Origin of the sequence: Bifidobacterium parmae (genome assembly GCF_002860365.1) — a bacterium.
In the GTDB taxonomy this organism is placed as follows: Bacteria; Actinomycetota; Actinomycetes; order Actinomycetales; family Bifidobacteriaceae; genus Bifidobacterium; species Bifidobacterium parmae.
This window is the reverse complement of sequence record NZ_NMWT01000003.1, coordinates 1-16,611: the sequence shown is the minus strand read 5'-3', so window position 1 is coordinate 16,611 and position 16,611 is coordinate 1. Positions and strand designations below refer to the sequence as shown.

The following is a 16,611-nucleotide window of genomic DNA, read 5'->3' as shown; positions in this document are numbered from 1 at the left end:
CGCTGGAAACAAAGGGTTTATCCGATACGTCCACGTTCGTTTCGTTATGTTCACTCCCGGCGTGTTGACAACGCCGTCATGTGAAGGAAGTGCGTTTTTCGCACAGAAAATACGTCGTTTCGCCTTGTCTCGTTCGACGGGGATAATAAGGCGGCAAGTCATCAAGTTACATCCCGATAAACGTTAGGGGAATTTCCATGGCAACAGGTCCTGTGCTCGTCGTCGACTTCGGCGCCCAGTACGCCCAGCTCATCGCCCGCCGCGTCCGCGAGGCCAATGTGTACTCCGAACTCGTGCCCCACTCGATGCCCGTCGACGAGATGCTGGCCAAGGATCCGAAGGCGATCATCCTCTCCGGCGGCCCCGCCTCCGTGTTCGAGCCCGGCGCCCCGCGCGTCGACAAGAAGCTCTTCGAGGCGGGCGTGCCCGTGCTCGGCATCTGCTACGGCTTCCAGGCCATGGCCTACGCCCTCGGCGCCGACGTCGACAAGGCCGCCCTCGGCGAATACGGCAAGACCGAGACCACGATCGACCACGCCGACGCCATCCTCGCCGGCTCCCCGGCCGAACAGAGCACGTGGATGAGCCACGGCGTCGCCGTCAAGACCGCGCCCGCCGGCTTCGAGGTCCTCGCCCACACCGAAGGCGCGCCCGTCGCCGCCATGGCCGACGAATCCCGCAAGCTCTACGGCGTGCAGTGGCACCCCGAAGTCAAGCACACGCCGCTCGGCCAGAAGCTCATCGAGACGTTCCTCCACGACTGCGCCGGCCTCGGCTCCGACTGGGACGCCTCCTCCATCATCGAGGACCAGGTCGCGAAGATCCGCGAGCAGGTCGGCGACGCCGAAGTGATCTGCGGCCTGTCCGGCGGCGTCGACTCCGCCGTCGCCGCGGCCCTCGTCCACAAGGCCATCGGTGACCAGCTCACCTGCGTGTTCGTCGACCACGGCCTGCTCAGGAAGGGCGAGGTCGAGCAGGTCAAGCACGACTTCGTCGAGGCCACCGGCATCCGCCTCATCACCGTCGACGCCGCCGACGACTTCCTCGACGCCCTCAAGGGCGTCTCCGAACCCGAACGCAAGCGCAAGATCATCGGCGAGAAGTTCATCCGCACCTTCGAGAAGGCCCAGCTCCAGGTCCTCGAAGAGGCCGGCGCCCGCGGCAAGGAAGTCAAGTTCCTCGTGCAGGGCACCCTCTACCCGGACGTCGTCGAATCCGGCGGCGGCGACGGCGCGGCCAACATCAAGAGCCACCACAACGTCGGCGGCCTCCCCAAGGACATCAAGTTCCAGCTCGTCGAACCGCTGCGCACCCTCTTCAAGGACGAGGTCCGCGCCATCGGCACCGAACTCGGCCTGCCCGACGAGATCGTCTGGCGACAGCCGTTCCCCGGCCCCGGCCTCGGCATCCGCATCGTCGGCGAGATCACCCGCGAACGTCTCGACGTCCTTCGCGAAGCCGACGCCATCGCCCGCGAGGAACTCACCAAGGCCGGCCTCGACCGCGACATCTGGCAGTGCCCCGTCGTCCTCCTCGCCGACGTCCACTCCGTCGGCGTCCAAGGCGACGAACGCACCTACGGCTCGCCCATCGTCCTCCGCCCCGTCTCCTCCGAAGACGCCATGACCGCCGACTGGTCCCGCGTCCCCTACGACGTCCTCGCCGCCATCTCCACCCGCATCACCAACGAATGCCGCCAGATCAACCGCGTCGTGCTGGACTGCACCTCCAAGCCGCCGGCGACCATCGAATGGGAGTGAAATCCGGTGATGGAGCGTCAGCTGCGTTGCCCCTCGGTCGACGTGCCTTCGCACGCCTTCCCTCGGTGCGCCTTGCTGCCGCACGCATCACCGGATTCCACGGGTGACGGCGGCCTCCGCACGCATCCCGCGATTCCTGAGTGACGGGACGGAAGGTCCGGAACGCTCCGCGCGTTCCGGACCTTTTTTGTACGTGACGTGAACGACGACGCGGGGAAGGCGTGTTGGTGGGGGAGGGTTACTAATCTGTCACTGTCTGCGGTTTGACGCCGCGGAACCATAGAGAGAACCAAAGAACCAAGAACGAGAAGAAGTAGAGCGGTCATCGTGGCACGTCGGCATTTCGTCGGATTGGACGGCATCAAGGGGCTCGCCCTCATCGCCATCATCCTGTATCACTGCGAACAGTCATGGCTACCGGGAGGATTCTACGGCGTGGACGTGTTCCTCACCGTCTCCGGATTCCTCGCCGCCATCGGCCTGTTCACCAGGCTGAAGGCGGGGGAGGGGCTCGGTCTCGAACGCTACTGGCCCAGGCGGTTCACCCGCCTCTACCCGGCGCTCGTGCTCATGATCCCCGCCGTCTCCTTCGCCGCATGGTGCCTCGACAAGGACCTCCTCGTCCACATCCGCGACCAGATCGTCACCGTGGCGCTCGGCTGCTACAACTGGTACGCCATCGCCAGCGGCAACAGCTACTTCGGCCAGATGAACCCCCAACTGCTGAGGCACCTGTGGTTCGTCTCCGTCCTCATGCAGCTCTACCTCGTCATCCCGATCGTCGCATGGTTCATGCACCGCATCCGGCACACCCGATGCTCCCTGCTCGTGCCGCTCGCCATCGCCGTCGGCAGCGCCGCGTCGATGAACCTCACGTACACGCCCGGCGCCGACCCCACGCGCGTCTACTTCGGCACCGACACGCACGCCACCGGGTTCATGCTCGGCGTCGCCCTCGCCTGGATCGTCGTCAACCGGCGCATCGCCGTCGGCGACCACCTGCCGTGGGCCGTGCGTGCACGCCGCGTCCTCGCGCCCGTCGTCGCGTTCGTCGCCGCCATCGCGCTCATCGACATGGCGATCCGCGGCAACCAGGACGCCGACTCGTTCCAATGGGGCATCCCGCTCGCCAGCGTGCTGTCCATCCTGCTCATCGCCGGCACCGTGCAGACCGACTCGTGGATGCAATCCCAGTTCGTGTTCCGCCCGCTCGCCCTGCTCGGCCGCTACTCGTACGGCATCTACCTGTGGCATTGGCCCGTATGGCTCATCGTCGCCGCCACGCTGCCGCGCCTCGTGCCCGGCAAAGGCACGCACCTGTGGGTGCTGCCCGTCACGCTCGTCATCACCCTCGTCGCCACCGCCGTCTCGTGGATCCTCGTCGAACGGCCCGCAGTCCGCGGCGGCATCAGCTCGATCGTCGTGCCCGGCCCCGGATGCACATGGCGCGACGTCGTGCGCGCCGTCGCCTCCGCCATCGCACTGCTGCTCGTCATCGCCGGCGGCGTGGTCGCCGTACGCGACGCGCCCGAAAAGACCTCCGTCGAGATCGCGCTCGAACGCCAGACCGCGCGACTCGCCGCCGAACAGGCGCTCGGACGCGGACAGGTGCCCACGCCGCGCAAACCGCCGCACACCATGCCCACCGGCGACCAGATCACCGCCGTCGGCGACTCCGTCATGCTCGCCAGCGCCAAAGGCATGCAGGAGGTGTTTCCCGGCATCGACCTCGACGCGGCCGTATCACGCTCCAGCTTCGCCGGCTTCGGCATCGTCTCCGGCAAGGGCGCGGGACTGCGGCAGTGGGTCGTGCTCGGTCTCGCCACCAACGGCCCCATCCCGCCCGAACACCTCGACCAATACCTGAACATGGTGGGGCCCGACCGCGTGCTCGTGCTCGTCAACGCGCACGGCGACCGCACGTGGATCCCCCAGAACAACCAGCTGCTCCAACAGTTCGCCGCCGCCCACCCGGACAACGTGGTCGTCGCCGACTGGGACTCCGCGGCCGCCGCCAACGCGTCCCACCTCGCCGCCGACGGCATCCACCCCGACGGAGGCGACTACTACGCGCAGGCCGTCAGACAGGCCATCCAGGCGTGGATCGACGCCGGCCACTGAGCCGGCCGCCACGCCCCGACGCGTGGCCGCCGGGGCGGTCGGCTATGGCCATTACACTTGAATTCCGTCCATTGATAACTGCAAACAACGTTTGGGAGATACGGTGAGCGCAATCCTCGAAGGGAAGCCCGACAAGAACCTTATTCTCGTCACGGGAAGGATTCATCCGAAACTCGCGCAGGACGTCGCCGACCAGCTCGGCATCGACGTGCTGGAAACCACCGCATACGACTTCGCGAACGGCGAGATGTACGTGCGCTACACCGAATCGGTGCGCGGCGCCGACGTGTTCGTGCTGCAAAGCCACTACAAGCCGATCAACAAGGCGATCATGGAGCAGCTCATCATGATCGACGCGCTCAAGCGCGCCTCCGCCCGCTCCATCACCGCCGTCTGCCCGCTGCTCGGCTACTCGCGCCAGGACAAGAAGCACCGTGGCCGCGAGCCCATCTCCTGCCGTCTCATCTTCGACCTGCTCAAGACCGCCGGCGCCGACCGCATCATGTCCGTCGACCTGCACGCCGCCCAGTCCCAGGGCTTCTTCGACGGCCCCGTCGACCATCTCATCGCCATGCCGGTGCTCGTCGACTACATCCGCGACCGCTTCCAGGGCCAGCTCGACAACGTGACCGTCGTCTCCCCGGACGCCGGCCGCATCCGCGTCGCCGAACAGTGGGCGCAGCGCCTCGGCGGCGGCCCGCTCGCCTTCGTGCACAAGACGCGCGACATCACCCGCCCGAACCAGGCCGTCGCCAACCGCGTCGTCGGCGACGTCAAGGGCAAGGACTGCGTGCTCGTCGACGACCTCATCGACACCGCCGGCACCATCGCCGGCGCCTGCAAGGTGCTGCGCGACGCCGGCGCGAACTCCGTCACCGTGGTCGCCACGCACGGCGTGCTGTCCGGCCCCGCCGTCGAACGCCTCAAGGAGAGCGGCGCCCGCGAGGTCGTCCTCACCGACACCGTGCCGATCCCCGAGGAGAAGCGCTGGGACGGCCTGACCGTCCTGTCCATCGCCCCGCTGCTCGCCGGCGCCATCCGCGCCGTGTTCGAGGACGGCTCCGTGGCCGAACTGTTCGACACGTACCCCGAACACCATGGCCAGGGTTTCCTTTTCGCCTGACCTTATGGTATAAATAAACACTTGGCGGCGAACGCCGCCGGTCCCCCATGGTGTAATGGCAGCACACGGGCCTTTGGAACCCTTTGTCTTGGTTCGAATCCAGGTGGGGGAACGCCTACACCGCAACAGACGGCCGTCCGGCTCATCCGGGCGGCCGTCTATCGTTAGGTGCTGGAAACAGATGACACGCCAAGTGAAGGGAACGACACGCTTATGGCATCCTCGGCAGTGACCGCCGCAATCATCCTCGCCGCGGGAGAAGGCACCCGCATGCGATCCAAGAAGCCGAAGGTGCTGCACACCTTCGCCGGCAAGACCTTCCTCAACCGCGTCATGGACTCCGTGAAGGCGCTCGACCCCGCCACGCTCGCCGTGGTCGTCCACTTCCAGGCCGAACGCGTCGCCGCCGCCGCGCGCTCCTACGACGCGGACGTCACCATCGTCAATCAGGACGACATCCCCGGCACCGGACGCGCCGTGCAGTGCGCGATGGCGCAGCTCGCCGCCGACGGCCCGCTCGCCGGCCCCGTGCTCATCGCCGCCTCCGACATGCCGCTGCTCGACGCCGACACGCTCTCCAAGCTCGTCGCCTTCCACAACGAATCCGGCAACGGCGCCACCGTCCTGACCACCGTGCTCGACGACCCGACCGGCTACGGCCGCATCATCCGCGACCGCGAGGGCAACGTGCTGCGCATCGTCGAACAGAAGGACGCGAACCGCAGCGAACTCGCCGTGCAGGAGGTGAACACCTCCGTGTACGTGTTCGACGCGGAACTGCTCGCCCGCGCCATCGCCGACCTCAAATCCAACAACGCGCAGGGCGAGTTCTACCTGACCGACGCGCTGGAGACCGCCCGCGCCAACGGCAAGGTCGGCGCGTTCACCGCCCCCGACCCGCTGAGCGTCGAAGGCGTCAACGACCGCGTGCAGCTCGCCGCGCTCGCCAAGGCGCACAACCGCCGCGTGTGCGAGGCGTGGATGCACTCCGGCGTCACCATCCTCGACCCGGAGACCACGTGGATCGAGGACGACGTCGAGATCGGCCGCGACGCGACCATCCTGCCCGGCACGTTCCTGCAGGGCCATACGGTCATCGGTGAGGAGGCGGTCGTCGGACCGTACTCGACCCTCATCGACGCGACCGTCGACGCCGAGGCCGTCGTCGAACGCTCCCGCGTGCAGGAATCCCACATCGGCCGCGCCACCAACATCGGCCCGTGGACGTACCTGCGTCAGGGCAACGACTTCGGCGAGGAGGCGAAGGCCGGCGCCTTCGTCGAGATGAAGAAGGCGCACATCGGCAACGGCACCAAGGTGCCGCACCTGAGCTACGTGGGCGACGCGCAGCTCGGCGACCACACGAACGTGGGCGGCGGCACCATCACCGCCAACTACGACGGCGTGCACAAGAACCGCACGACGATCGGCGCCGGCTGCCACATCGGCGCCGGCAACCTGCTCGTCGCGCCCGTCGAGGTCGGCGACAACGTCACCTCCGGCGCCGGCTCCGTCATCCGCCACGCCGTGCCCGACGACACGATGGTGTACTCGGAGAACACGCAGCACAACGTCGAAGGCTGGAAGCCCGCCTGGGAGCGCTGACCGGCGCGCCCGACGGGACGACGGACGACGGACCCGTGCGACCCCATTCCGACCATTCAGATCACGCAACAGACACGAGGAGATTCATGACCGCACTGCAGTCATCCATCGACGACATCCGCATCGCCGCCGAGGCGGCCGACCGCGTCAAGGCGACCGACATCGTCGCCTACGACGTGACCGGGCCGCTCGGTATCACCGACATCATGATGATCGCCGGCGCGTCCAACGAGCGTCAGGTGCTCGCCGTCGCCGAGGAGATCGAAAAGGACCTCTACCTCAAGTGCGACGGGCGCAAGCCGCGCGACCGCGAAGGCCTCACCGAAGGCCAGTGGGTGCTGCTCGACTACGGCGACTACGTGATCCACGTGATGCACGAGGAATCCCGCGAATTCTACGGGCTGGAACGCCTGTGGCGCGACTGCCCGCAGATCGACCTGGAGCTCGCGCATCCGGAAAGCGCCGAATGATGGTCCGCCACGTCAGGAGCGTCTTCCTCGTCCGCCACGGCCGCACCTCCTACAATGCGGCGCACAAGCTGCAGGGGCAGGTCGACATCCCGCTCGACACCGTCGGCCGCTGGCAGGTCGTCCAGACCGCGGCCGCGTTGAAGTCGCTGTACGTCGACCGGCTGCCGAACGTGACCGACCGTCTCATCGTCTCCTCCGACCTGAGCCGCGCCCACGCCACCGCGCAGGCGTTCGCCGACGTGCTCGGCGGGGCGGAAGCGGGGGTCGAAGTACATGACGATGAGCGCGTGCGCGAGCGCAGCTTCGGCGAATGGGACGGCCACGCCGTCGCCGAACTCGTCGAACGCTACCCGGAGGACTTCGCCTCGTGGCGCATGCACGGCGGCGGCGAACTCAAATACGGCGCCGAACCGAAAAGCCATGTGGGGCGTCGCGGCGTCGAGGCGTTGAACGACTGGGCCACGCGCGCGGGGCAGAACACCGACCTGTTCGTGTTCTCACACGGAGCGTGGATCGCGCAGACCCTCCAGACCCTGCTCGGACTCGACAAGGTGGATCCCACGTTCGGTTCGGTCGTCTCGATGCGCAACGCGCATTGGGTGCGACTCACCCTGATGGACATGCCCGACGGCACGTTCCGCTGGCGTCTCGCCGACTACAACCACGGGCCCGCCATCGCGGACACGCCCGAATGGGAGAGGGAACGCTGACGCGATGACGAGGTTTGTCGCCCGTGTGCCGCAAGCGCGACACGCGGGCGACACGCGTAGTTGCCGAATCGCGTTCTCCGTCGTAATGTATACGAGGTTCGTTTGAGCGAGCCGATAACCGAATACGGGGCTATGGCGCAGCTGGTAGCGCATCTCCATGGCATGGAGAGGGTCAGGGGTTCGAATCCCCTTAGCTCCACGAAACGTGATGATTCGGATGATTCCGATGACGGCGTTTGCGTATCAATAACTATGCGCATAAATGAATACGGGGCTATGGCGCAGCTGGTAGCGCATCTCCATGGCATGGAGAGGGTCAGGGGTTCGAATCCCCTTAGCTCCACGATTACGATGAAGGCCCGCAGGATTCAAGTCCTGCGGGCCTTCGCGTTTGCATGCCCTTGCCACATTCCTGCAACCATGCCCCCGCCGGCGGGGGCTGTCGGACTGTCATGCGTGACGGCGGGCGGGATACAACATGCCCCCGCTGGCGGGGGCTGTCGGCGAAGCCGACTGGGGGTGGGAGTGGGGTGGCCATCTCCGATCAGCCGTTGCCGGCCTCACACCCCAGTCGGCTCGCCATCAGTTCGTCGTTCCGGTGGATTCGCCACCGGTCGACCCGGACGACGTGGATCCGGAACCGGTCGACCCGGACGAACTCGACCCGGTGGATTCGCCGCCGGTCGACCCGGACGAGCTGGAACCGGAGGAGGACGAGCCGGATTCGGATCCGGTCGTGCCGCTGCCGGTCGACCCGGACGAGCTGGAACCGGAGGAGGATGAGCCGGACGAGGAACCGGTGGAGCCGCTCGTACCCGACCCGGACGTGCCGGTCGAGGAATCCGTGCCGGTCGAGCCGCTCGTCGTGCCCGTGTCGGTGCCGTCGGTCGTGCCGTCCGTGGTGTCGTCGGTCGTGCCGTAGCCGTTCTGGTCGGTCGGCTTGTCCGGCTTCGTCGGCGTCTCCTGCGTGGTCGTGCCGGTGTCCGTCGTCGTCTTGGACGTGGAGGACGGGCTCACGATGTCACGCACCACGGTGTCGGTGCCGTTGCCGTTGGTGATGAGCATGACCACGCCGGCCGTGATCGCCACACCCAGCAGACCGCTCACCACGGAGACGATGATCGCCATGCGCTTCGGGTCGATCCTGCGCTTGCCGCGCAGTTCGGACACGTTGTAGGTGCTCGTGTTCGGCGACGGCGCGCCGAGCCCGTTCGAACCGGCGACCCGTCCGATCCGGTCCTTGGATGCCGCCGAGGCGGCCGGCGGCAGCGGCACGTCGCCGATGCCGAGTCTGCGGGTCTTCGCGCCCGCGGCACCCGCCGCGAGCACGTCCGCGCCGTTGAACCGTCCGATGACGGTCTCCTCGCCGTCGTCCGTCTCATCCGTCGCGGCCGCCCCGTCGCCGGTCTTGCCGGCGTCGGCGTGCGCCGCGTCGTCCGCCTTCTCTGATTCGGATTCGCCGGATTTCTCGGAATCCTCGCCCTTCGCGTCATCATCCGAGCCGGTGTTGCTCAGCGGGTTGACCTCCTGGAGCTTCTGTCCGGAGGCCTTGAGAATCGTGCCGTAGATGTTCGCCGCCAGCGTGGAGATCACGTAACTGGCCGCCGCGCCGATCACCGAACCCGCGATGCCGATCTTCGCCGACAACAGGAACGAGGTGACTGCGGCAAGCGATCCCGCGATGATCTGCGACATCGATATGCCTTGGAAAAACTTCTTCACGAAGATAGAACGTACCCAAACCTGCTTGGAATCGCCTGAAGCACACGCGAAAGATTCAGAATGCTTACATGTCGGCGCGAATCTCCACAGGAGCGACATATCGGCGTTACATGCGCGGCCTGTCCGCCGTCATGGCGCGCCGCTGTCCGCCGCCGCTCAATTGCGGTGCAGCGAGTGGCGCGTCGGCTTGAAGACGGACAGCAGCACGGCCGTGAAGATCAGCGCGAAGCCGACCAGCGAGCTCCACGTGATCCTCTCGCCCCAGAACAGGGCGGAGAACGAGACGGCGAACAGGCTTTCCGTGCACATGATGATCGACGCCTGCGAGGCGGGCACGTGCGCGAGGCCGATGTTCTGCATGATCTGCGCGCTCATCGTCGCCCCGAGGAACAGGTAGAGGACGCTCGCCACCACGGGCGGCGCCAGCCAGGCCATGTCGGGCGCCGGTTCGGTGAACGCGGCTCCCGCGACGAACAGCACGCCGGCCACGGCGAACTGCACGAAGGTGACGGCGATCGGGTCGAAGCGTTTCGCGTACACGCCGAGGCAGGTGAGGTTGAACGAGAAGACGACGGCCGTGCCGATCGTCAGCCAGTCGCCGACGGACAGGGAGAGCGTCATGCCGTTTTTGAGCGAGACGAAGCCCACGCCGACGAGGCAGATCACGCCGGCCACCAGGTTGATGGCCTTCGGTCGGATGCGGGAGACGATCCATGTGGCGAACGGCGTGAGCACGCAGTAGGCGGCGGTCAGGAACGCGCTGCGCCCCGGGTCGATCGTCTTCAGTCCGATGGTCTGCGTGACCATCGTGCCCCAATAGGTGACGCCCACCACGAGCGCCGGTATGATGATCGACCGGTTGAGCGCCGGCAGGATATGCCGGTGGAACAGGGCGAGCATGCATGCGCAGGCGCCCGCCATGCGCAACGCCATCAGCCATTGCGGCGGGATCGCGGTCATCGCCACCTTGGCGAGCAGATAGCTGCCGCCCCACAGCGCCGCGCACGCGAGCAGCATGATGCGCGCCAGATTCGGGGGGAACGAGCGCGACCAGCGACTGCGCAGCGCGTTGAACCGTTCGACCATCCGCATACCCACTTGGCGTTCCTTTCCCGAATGTTGCCGGACGCTCATACGATACGGCCCGCACGGCCGTGACATGCCCATGTGTGCATGCTCACAGCGGAGGTCGGCCGGGCGCGTCGGGGGAGTGGGTAAGGTGGGGTTCGGATACAACCGTCCGTTGCAACGAAAGGACACTGCCATGGCAACGATCACCGCCGAGATGAAGACCTTCATCGAGAACAACCTGGGCTGGATCTCCACCGTCTCCAAGGACGGCCAGCTCGACCTCGGCCCGAAGATGAGCCTGTTCGTGCTCGACGACAACCACATCGCCTACCACGAGCGCACCGCCGGCCAGGCCTACGAGAACCTCAAGGACGGCTCCCCGCTGGTCATCGCGTTCGCGAACCTCGCCGAGAAGAAGGGCTACCGCTTCCGCGGCACCGTGACCCTGCACTCCGACGACGCCATCTACGAGGAGCAGGTGAAGGTCGCCGAGGAGAAGGGCACGAAGAAGCCGGCCGTCATCCCGGTGCTCGAAGTCACCGAGATCCAGAACCTCGCCTCCGGCCCCACCGCCGGCAAGACCATCGAGAAGGACTGAGCCTTCCGGCATACGTTTTTCCGTTTCCCGTTTTTCGTGCAGGGTCCCGGTCCGATGATCGTCTCCGATCCATCGGGCCGGGGCCCTGTCGCGTGTCGCGGCGGATCACAGCCGGTCAGACGGGTTGGATGCGCTCGCCGGCAGCCCCGTCTCAGCAATACCAGCGGCGACGTCGCTGATAGACGACCGGGTCGTCCCAATCGTCGGACATGAGACCGCTGTTCGCGTCATGGCACGCCATCTTCAGATGCTGGCGGATCTGGCGCGCATTGCCATAGTCGGTCGTCCAATCGCCCTCGATCCATCGCCAATCCGAGAACCTGCGGAGCGGCCAGTGGATTCGCCGATTATGGCGCGTGTAAGCATAGCCATCCACGTCCGTGTACCATGCGGACGCCGTCGCGAACAAAGGTCGGAACGGAACATGCACGACGTAACCGGCTTCCTGTGCCTCGCGTACCGCGAGACGATATGGACGATCCTTATATGTTCTGGACATGAATTGATTCCTTTCGTCTAGGCGTGGGTGCCTAGACGAAAGAGACCGGATATGCCGTTCTCATGCGGTGTTCCTTTCCTGAAAGAGGGAAACATATCAGGATACCTTGGTAGGGGCAGAATCGGCAACAACGGTGGTGCGGTCTTCGTCGGAATCAGCGTCTGGCACTCGCCTTGAACGCCTGGGCACGATGTACGATAGCTGTTATGCAACAGTATTTCGCGGTGCAGCGGAATCGGAAGGAGTGGGTCCTATGCCGATTGTGAGCCGTGTTCTACGGCATCATCGTCCGCATGTATGCGGACGACCATAGTCCGCCACAAATGCACGTCGAATATCAGGGCGCGAAGGCCGTGTATTCATTGGAAGGTGATGTGCTGTCGGGAGAATTGCCGCGTAAGCAGCACCGGCTTGTATCGGCGTGGGCGGCGATTCACGAGGATGAGCTCAAGGCCTCATGGGAAGTCTGTCACGCCGGCGAACAGCCGATGCGTATCGAACCGCTGCGATAGGAGAGACGGATATGTCATTCCTGGATTATCTGTGTGATGTGACTGAAGTGACTCCGCTGGACGGGTACAAGTTGAGGGTCGTCTGCTCCGACGGGGCGCGGGGCGTGTTCGACATGTCGCAATACCTCGATAAAGGTGACTTCCGTGCATTGCGGAACCAGTCGGTTTCCCAAGGTGTTCGATTGGTGGCCGGAGCCCCCCACGTGGCCGAACGGTATGGACATCGCCCCGAGCGGGTCCGCTCCGATATGATCGTCGACTGACGCGGCGAAACCCAGCCGAAGGAGAATAGTGGACCGGTTTTTCTCTCGAAGGAAGCGCTCGTCACGGTGCCGGGCTTCACAGATCGCATGATTTCGCCGTATGGTGTTGCAGATTCGGGCCCTTTCGATTGTGAGTGGTCTGTGTGGTCCTCGTTCATCGTGTTCCCGGCCACCCGCCTCGGGCGGGTGGCCGGGAACCTTTCCCTCAACCCGTCTTACGCCGTTTCCCATGTTGGGTGCGAGGAATAGGCTGTCCCTCAACCTGCAATCGCCCATTTTCGGGGTTGAGTGGGAGGCCGGTTCGCCACTCAACGCCGTGAACGGTCGAATCATGGTTGAGTGGCGAAACCCTCCGAACCGACAATCCTTGGAAAATGGCGGTTTCGCGCGTACACGGCCCACGTGCGCCAAGTCCCGACTCGGATTCGTGTTCTCCCGTAACCCGCAAACCCGCCTCCACAAGGTTGAGGGGGAGCCTGATCCTCGCACCCAACCGGAAAACAGGCCTCTATCGGGTTGCGTGGCGAATCAGGATGGCCTTGCCGGATGATTCGATGGCCCGGCTTGTACGACGGGAGCCTTCGCACGGCTACGCGCCCCGCTTATCTCGAACGGATGCCTGCGATTCGTGAGTTCGACCCATCCGCTGCAACAATCGGGACGGCGGCCGACCCCTGCACGCCAAATGCGAAAAGCCGGCTTATCGCTTGTGGGAACGGATGACGATGTGGCGGCCGGCGGCGTCGGTGGTGGCGAACAGGTAGGCGTCGCCGCCGTCCTTGAGCTTGAGCTTTCTCCTCAGCGCTGCGACCGGAATCGGGAAGTTGCGTGTGGCGATGTTCGCGTGCGTGAGCCCGTCCGTCAGGCGCTTCAGCTCCTTCTTGTTCATCGTGGCGACCGCGTCGACCTCGAACGCGCGGCCCGGGAAGTCCGCGGCCGGCTCCGCTGAGACGAACAGGTGGCTGTCGCGTGCGACCGGAGCGACGGCGAAGCGGCGTGCGAGCAGGGAGAAGCAGCCCGCCTTCATGATCGACGCGTTCGGCTCATAGAGATACCGCCACGAACCGGAATCGGCGGAATCGGCGGGATCGGCGATACGGGCGTCCTGTCCGGTCTCGCCGTCACCAATCGCGGCATCGTTTCCATCATTCCCGTCGCCGCCTGCGTCGAACGCCAATGCCTGACCGTCGTTCACGCAGAAGACCCGCGACGCGGCGCACACGTCGCGGCCGACGACGAGCAGCAGCTCCTTGCACTCGTTGGCGACGGACACGATATGCACCTCATGCACGCGCCCCGCGAAATCGGCGACCGTCTTATGCCAGTCGAGCATCGGGGAGAGCTTCACCATCACATGCGGGGCGACGGCGAGCAGCCGGTCGATCAATCCCAGCACGTCCGGCGTGCAGTCGGCGATCGCGTACGTGCGCGCGCCGTGCGCGTCACGCCGCGCCGGATCGAGGAACGCCATCGTCGCCGCATCATCCGGCAACGTCGCAAGATACGCAGCCGCGTCGTCGTTCACGACGCGCGCGTGCACGAGCCCCAACGCCGGCAGGTTGTGCGCGGCCAGCTCGCACAGATGCTCCTGCCGCTCCACGTAGACCGCGCGGTCGAACACGCGCGCCATATACGAGCAATCCACGCCGAAACCGCCGGTGAAGTCGATCAGCGTCGTCGGCTCGCCCGCCGCGGCGTTCCCGGCGGCCGCGTCGCCGGCGTCGCCCGCGACGATCCGCCGCGCGACATCCGCCTTGTAGCGTGCCGTCGCCTCCGACGAGCACTGCTCCATCGCCAGATGCGGCGGATAGACGACGTCCTCGCATGCCGCCCAACCGGGCAGTTTCACGCGCGCCGTCCGGAACCCGGCGATCTGCTCCAGCGCGGCCGTGAGGTCCACGTACGGCCCCGGCTTCGCGTGCAGCGCGAGGTCGCGCACGTCCTCATCCCTATGCGCGCGGGCGAAGGCGCGCGTGGCATCCGAAATCAACACCGCTCCATTGTACCGGCGGCCCGGCGCGCCGCGGCGGCGGCAGTGGCGGGCATGTGGGAAGCTGGAACGTGGACGGCGGCAGGGCCGCAGGCGACGGAAAGGACCGACGATGATCGACGAAATCGTGATGCTCAGGCACGGACGCACGAACTACAATCTCCAACGCCGATTGCAGGGGCAGATCGACATACCGCTCGACATCGTCGGCCAATGGCAGGCCGACCAGTCCGCGCTCGCGCTCGCCGCCCGCTACTACTGGGCGAAGGTGAGCCGTCTCGCCGACGATCCCGCGTCGATCCCGCAGCCGGGGCCCGAGGCGAGGGAGCGGACCCGCACGTTCGAATACGAGGAGGCGCCCGCCGCCCGCCGGCGCATGGCCGTCATCAGCTCCGACCTGTTCCGCGCCATGCAGACCGCGCACGCCTTCGCCGACATCCTTGGCCTCGACGTCACGCCCGACCCGCGTCTGCGCGAACGCTCCTTCGGTCAATGGGAGGGACTGACGCGCGACGAGGTGCGCGCGGTGGACGCCGAGGCCTACGCCTCGTGGAAGCGGCATGAGGGTGGCGAGACCGCCTACGGGGTCGAAAGCCGCCGGGCCGTGGGGGAGCGCGGCGCGAAGGCCGTGCGCGACATCATCGCCGACCCCGCCTATGCGGGCGAACGGCCCGTCACGCTGATGCTCGTCGGGCACGGCTCGTGGATCGTCGCGACGATCAGCGAACTGCTCGGCCTCGACCCGGACGGCATGAACGCGGTCGGCTCGATGCGCAACGCCTGCTGGAGCCGTCTCGCCGTACGCCACACGGTCAACGGGAAGCCCGCGGCCGAGCCGATGTTCGACCTCGTCGAACACAACCAGGGGCCCGCCATCGCGAACCTCGGCGACTGGGAGAACGGCCCCGCCGAACTCAGGGGCCCGCACATGCCCGACTGGCAGCCGATCAACTGGTGACGACGGGCCGGTTCCCGCGAATTCACCGCGAATTCAACCGCACGGGTGGACCCCGTCGGCACACGTCCCGCACATGGGACTAGACTTGTCGAGGTTTTCGGGGAGGGCCCCGATTGGACGGACGCGGCGAAAGGCGGGTGAAGAGACGATGTTGAGGATGTTCAGCACCATTAACGGCCAAGTGGAGCGGGTCGACAAACCGGAGAACGGCTCATGGCTGTGCCTGAGCGAACCCACCGACGTGGAGCTCGCCACCGTCGCCTCCGAGACCGGCGTCGACCTCGCCGACCTGCGCGCGCCGCTCGATGACGAGGAGAGGTCCCGCGTCGACGTCGAAGACGACTACACGATGGTCATCGTCGACATCCCGACCGTCGAGGAGCGCGGCGGACGCGACTGGTACGAGACCATCCCGTTGTCGATCATCGTCACCGAGCATCTCATCATCACCGTGTGCATGCAGGACACGCCCGTGCTCCACCCGTTCATGGAGGGCACGATCCGCGGGTTCAACACGTACATGCACTCGCGGTTCATCCTGCAGATCCTCTACCGCAACGCCACCATGTACCTGCGCTACCTGCGCATCATCGACCGCGAGAGCGACAAGCTCGAACTCAAGCTGCGCCACTCGATGCAGAACCGCGAGATCGTGATGCTCATGGAGCTCTCCAAGACCTTGGTCTACTTCACGACCTCCCTCAAATCGAACGAGATCGTGATGGAGAAGCTCACCACCCTGCAGCGCATCAAGCAGTACCCGGACGACGAGGACCTGCTCGACGACGTCATCACCGAGAACAAACAGGCCATCGAGATGGCCAACATCTACAGCGGCGTTCTCGCGAACATGACCGACGCGTTCGCCTCGATCGTGTCCAACAACCTGAACAACGTGATGCGCATCTTCACGATCATCTCCATCACGCTGTCCATCCCGACGCTCATCTTCTCCATGTACGGCATGAACTTCCAGGACGGCATGCTCGGCATGCCATTGACCGACAAGTCATGGGGCTTCGCCGTCATCATCCTCATCTCCGTGGCCCTCTCCGTCGCCGTCACCTGGTTCCTCACCCGCTCGCGCATGTTCAAGTGAGGAGGCGTATGACGGCCATCCGCAATCGAGACGATCGCCCGCGCCGCACGCGCCGGCGGTCCCGCGCGCGCACGCGCGTCGCGCGGGGCGTCGCCGCCGCGCTGGCGACG

15 protein-coding genes and 3 tRNA genes are annotated in these 16,611 nt (G+C 66.0%); 14 read left to right on the top strand and 4 right to left on the bottom strand.

Going from position 1 to position 16,611, the window contains the following annotated elements; genetic code table 11:
- Nucleotides 1-197 precede the first annotated feature (197 nt).
- The 9 genes from guaA to Uis4E_RS01505 all read left to right on the top strand — a co-directional run bounded on the left by guaA (nucleotide 198) and on the right by Uis4E_RS01505 (nucleotide 8,132).
- Nucleotides 198-1,760: a glutamine-hydrolyzing GMP synthase gene (gene guaA, locus Uis4E_RS01545; RefSeq protein ID WP_101621506.1), complete on the top strand. Its 1,563-nt coding sequence runs from the start codon at nucleotides 198-200 to the stop codon at nucleotides 1,758-1,760.
- A gap of 327 nt (nucleotides 1,761-2,087) precedes the next feature.
- Nucleotides 2,088-3,881, top strand: coding sequence for an acyltransferase family protein (locus tag Uis4E_RS01540; RefSeq protein ID WP_243394267.1), 1,794 nt, complete (start codon nucleotides 2,088-2,090; stop codon nucleotides 3,879-3,881).
- A gap of 103 nt (nucleotides 3,882-3,984) precedes the next feature.
- Complete coding sequence (locus Uis4E_RS01535; protein ID WP_165784802.1) at nucleotides 3,985-5,004, top strand: ribose-phosphate diphosphokinase; 1,020 nt, start codon at nucleotides 3,985-3,987, stop codon at nucleotides 5,002-5,004.
- A gap of 41 nt (nucleotides 5,005-5,045) precedes the next feature.
- Nucleotides 5,046-5,116 (top strand) — tRNA-Gln (locus Uis4E_RS01530).
- A gap of 101 nt (nucleotides 5,117-5,217) precedes the next feature.
- Nucleotides 5,218-6,609: a bifunctional UDP-N-acetylglucosamine diphosphorylase/glucosamine-1-phosphate N-acetyltransferase GlmU gene (gene glmU, locus Uis4E_RS01525; RefSeq protein WP_101621501.1), complete on the top strand. Its 1,392-nt coding sequence runs from the start codon at nucleotides 5,218-5,220 to the stop codon at nucleotides 6,607-6,609.
- 86 nt (nucleotides 6,610-6,695) lie between these two features.
- On the top strand, nucleotides 6,696-7,079 hold the full coding sequence (gene rsfS, locus Uis4E_RS01520; protein ID WP_034526502.1) for a ribosome silencing factor: 384 nt from the start codon (nucleotides 6,696-6,698) through the stop codon (nucleotides 7,077-7,079).
- Complete coding sequence (locus Uis4E_RS01515; RefSeq protein ID WP_101621500.1) at nucleotides 7,079-7,789, top strand: histidine phosphatase family protein; 711 nt, start codon at nucleotides 7,079-7,081, stop codon at nucleotides 7,787-7,789. The genes rsfS and Uis4E_RS01515 overlap by 1 nt, the downstream gene beginning before the upstream one ends.
- Before the next feature lie 126 nt (nucleotides 7,790-7,915).
- Nucleotides 7,916-7,988 (top strand) — tRNA-Ala (locus Uis4E_RS01510).
- 71 nt (nucleotides 7,989-8,059) lie between these two features.
- A tRNA-Ala gene (locus Uis4E_RS01505) sits at nucleotides 8,060-8,132 on the top strand.
- A 239-nt stretch (nucleotides 8,133-8,371) separates the two neighbouring features.
- On the opposite strand, the gene Uis4E_RS01500 is transcribed toward Uis4E_RS01505, so the two are convergent.
- Nucleotides 8,372-9,484 (bottom strand): hypothetical protein, encoded by a 1,113-nt coding sequence (locus Uis4E_RS01500; RefSeq protein ID WP_243394266.1) that lies wholly within the window; start codon nucleotides 9,482-9,484, stop codon nucleotides 8,372-8,374.
- A 183-nt stretch (nucleotides 9,485-9,667) separates the two neighbouring features.
- Nucleotides 9,668-10,603 (bottom strand): DMT family transporter, encoded by a 936-nt coding sequence (locus tag Uis4E_RS01495; protein ID WP_101621498.1) that lies wholly within the window; start codon nucleotides 10,601-10,603, stop codon nucleotides 9,668-9,670.
- A gap of 172 nt (nucleotides 10,604-10,775) precedes the next feature.
- On the opposite strand from Uis4E_RS01495, the gene Uis4E_RS01490 reads away from it, so the two are divergent.
- Nucleotides 10,776-11,180 (top strand): pyridoxamine 5'-phosphate oxidase family protein, encoded by a 405-nt coding sequence (locus Uis4E_RS01490; RefSeq protein WP_101621496.1) that lies wholly within the window; start codon nucleotides 10,776-10,778, stop codon nucleotides 11,178-11,180.
- A 151-nt stretch (nucleotides 11,181-11,331) separates the two neighbouring features.
- On the opposite strand, the gene Uis4E_RS01485 is transcribed toward Uis4E_RS01490, so the two are convergent.
- Nucleotides 11,332-11,679 (bottom strand): hypothetical protein, encoded by a 348-nt coding sequence (locus tag Uis4E_RS01485; RefSeq protein WP_133125370.1) that lies wholly within the window; start codon nucleotides 11,677-11,679, stop codon nucleotides 11,332-11,334.
- A gap of 269 nt (nucleotides 11,680-11,948) precedes the next feature.
- Between Uis4E_RS01485 and Uis4E_RS01480 the strand changes: the two genes are divergently transcribed.
- Together Uis4E_RS01480 and Uis4E_RS01475 are read left to right on the top strand one after the other, a co-directional pair.
- A complete protein-coding gene (locus Uis4E_RS01480) occupies nucleotides 11,949-12,191 on the top strand; it encodes a DUF4160 domain-containing protein (protein WP_101621493.1) in 243 nt (80 codons plus the stop codon).
- Nucleotides 12,192-12,202: 11 nt separating this feature from the next.
- Nucleotides 12,203-12,454 carry a DUF2442 domain-containing protein gene (locus Uis4E_RS01475; RefSeq protein WP_165784801.1) on the top strand — a complete coding sequence of 84 codons (252 nt, stop codon included), beginning with the start codon at nucleotides 12,203-12,205 and terminating at the stop codon, nucleotides 12,452-12,454.
- Nucleotides 12,455-13,154: 700 nt separating this feature from the next.
- On the opposite strand, the gene Uis4E_RS01470 is transcribed toward Uis4E_RS01475, so the two are convergent.
- Entirely contained in the window at nucleotides 13,155-14,447 is a 1,293-nt protein-coding gene (locus Uis4E_RS01470; RefSeq protein WP_101621491.1) for a THUMP-like domain-containing protein, read from the bottom strand.
- Nucleotides 14,448-14,556: 109 nt separating this feature from the next.
- On the opposite strand from Uis4E_RS01470, the gene Uis4E_RS01465 reads away from it, so the two are divergent.
- A complete protein-coding gene (locus Uis4E_RS01465; RefSeq protein WP_101621490.1) occupies nucleotides 14,557-15,402 on the top strand; it encodes a histidine phosphatase family protein in 846 nt (281 codons plus the stop codon).
- 148 nt (nucleotides 15,403-15,550) lie between these two features.
- Nucleotides 15,551-16,501 (top strand): magnesium transporter CorA family protein, encoded by a 951-nt coding sequence (locus Uis4E_RS01460; protein WP_034528002.1) that lies wholly within the window; start codon nucleotides 15,551-15,553, stop codon nucleotides 16,499-16,501.
- The last annotated feature ends 110 nt before the right edge of the window (nucleotides 16,502-16,611 follow it).

What these genes read in the sequence shown, in the direction of transcription:
- glmU (WP_101621501.1), top strand. Translation starts at nt 5,218, where the DNA reads ATGGCATCCTCGGCAGTGACCGCCGCAATCATCCTCGCCGCGGGAGAA.
- guaA (WP_101621506.1), top strand. Translation starts at nt 198, where the DNA reads ATGGCAACAGGTCCTGTGCTCGTCGTCGACTTCGGCGCCCAGTACGCC.
- Uis4E_RS01465 (WP_101621490.1), top strand. Translation starts at nt 14,557, where the DNA reads ATGATCGACGAAATCGTGATGCTCAGGCACGGACGCACGAACTACAAT.
- Uis4E_RS01515 (WP_101621500.1), top strand. Translation starts at nt 7,079, where the DNA reads ATGGTCCGCCACGTCAGGAGCGTCTTCCTCGTCCGCCACGGCCGCACC.
- Uis4E_RS01485 (WP_133125370.1), bottom strand. Translation starts at nt 11,679, where the DNA reads ATGTCCAGAACATATAAGGATCGTCCATATCGTCTCGCGGTACGCGAG.
- Uis4E_RS01490 (WP_101621496.1), top strand. Translation starts at nt 10,776, where the DNA reads ATGGCAACGATCACCGCCGAGATGAAGACCTTCATCGAGAACAACCTG.
- rsfS (WP_034526502.1), top strand. Translation starts at nt 6,696, where the DNA reads ATGACCGCACTGCAGTCATCCATCGACGACATCCGCATCGCCGCCGAG.
- Uis4E_RS01495 (WP_101621498.1), bottom strand. Translation starts at nt 10,603, where the DNA reads ATGCGGATGGTCGAACGGTTCAACGCGCTGCGCAGTCGCTGGTCGCGC.
- Uis4E_RS01475 (WP_165784801.1), top strand. Translation starts at nt 12,203, where the DNA reads ATGTCATTCCTGGATTATCTGTGTGATGTGACTGAAGTGACTCCGCTG.
- Uis4E_RS01460 (WP_034528002.1), top strand. Translation starts at nt 15,551, where the DNA reads ATGTTGAGGATGTTCAGCACCATTAACGGCCAAGTGGAGCGGGTCGAC.
- Uis4E_RS01500 (WP_243394266.1), bottom strand. Translation starts at nt 9,484, where the DNA reads ATGTCGCAGATCATCGCGGGATCGCTTGCCGCAGTCACCTCGTTCCTG.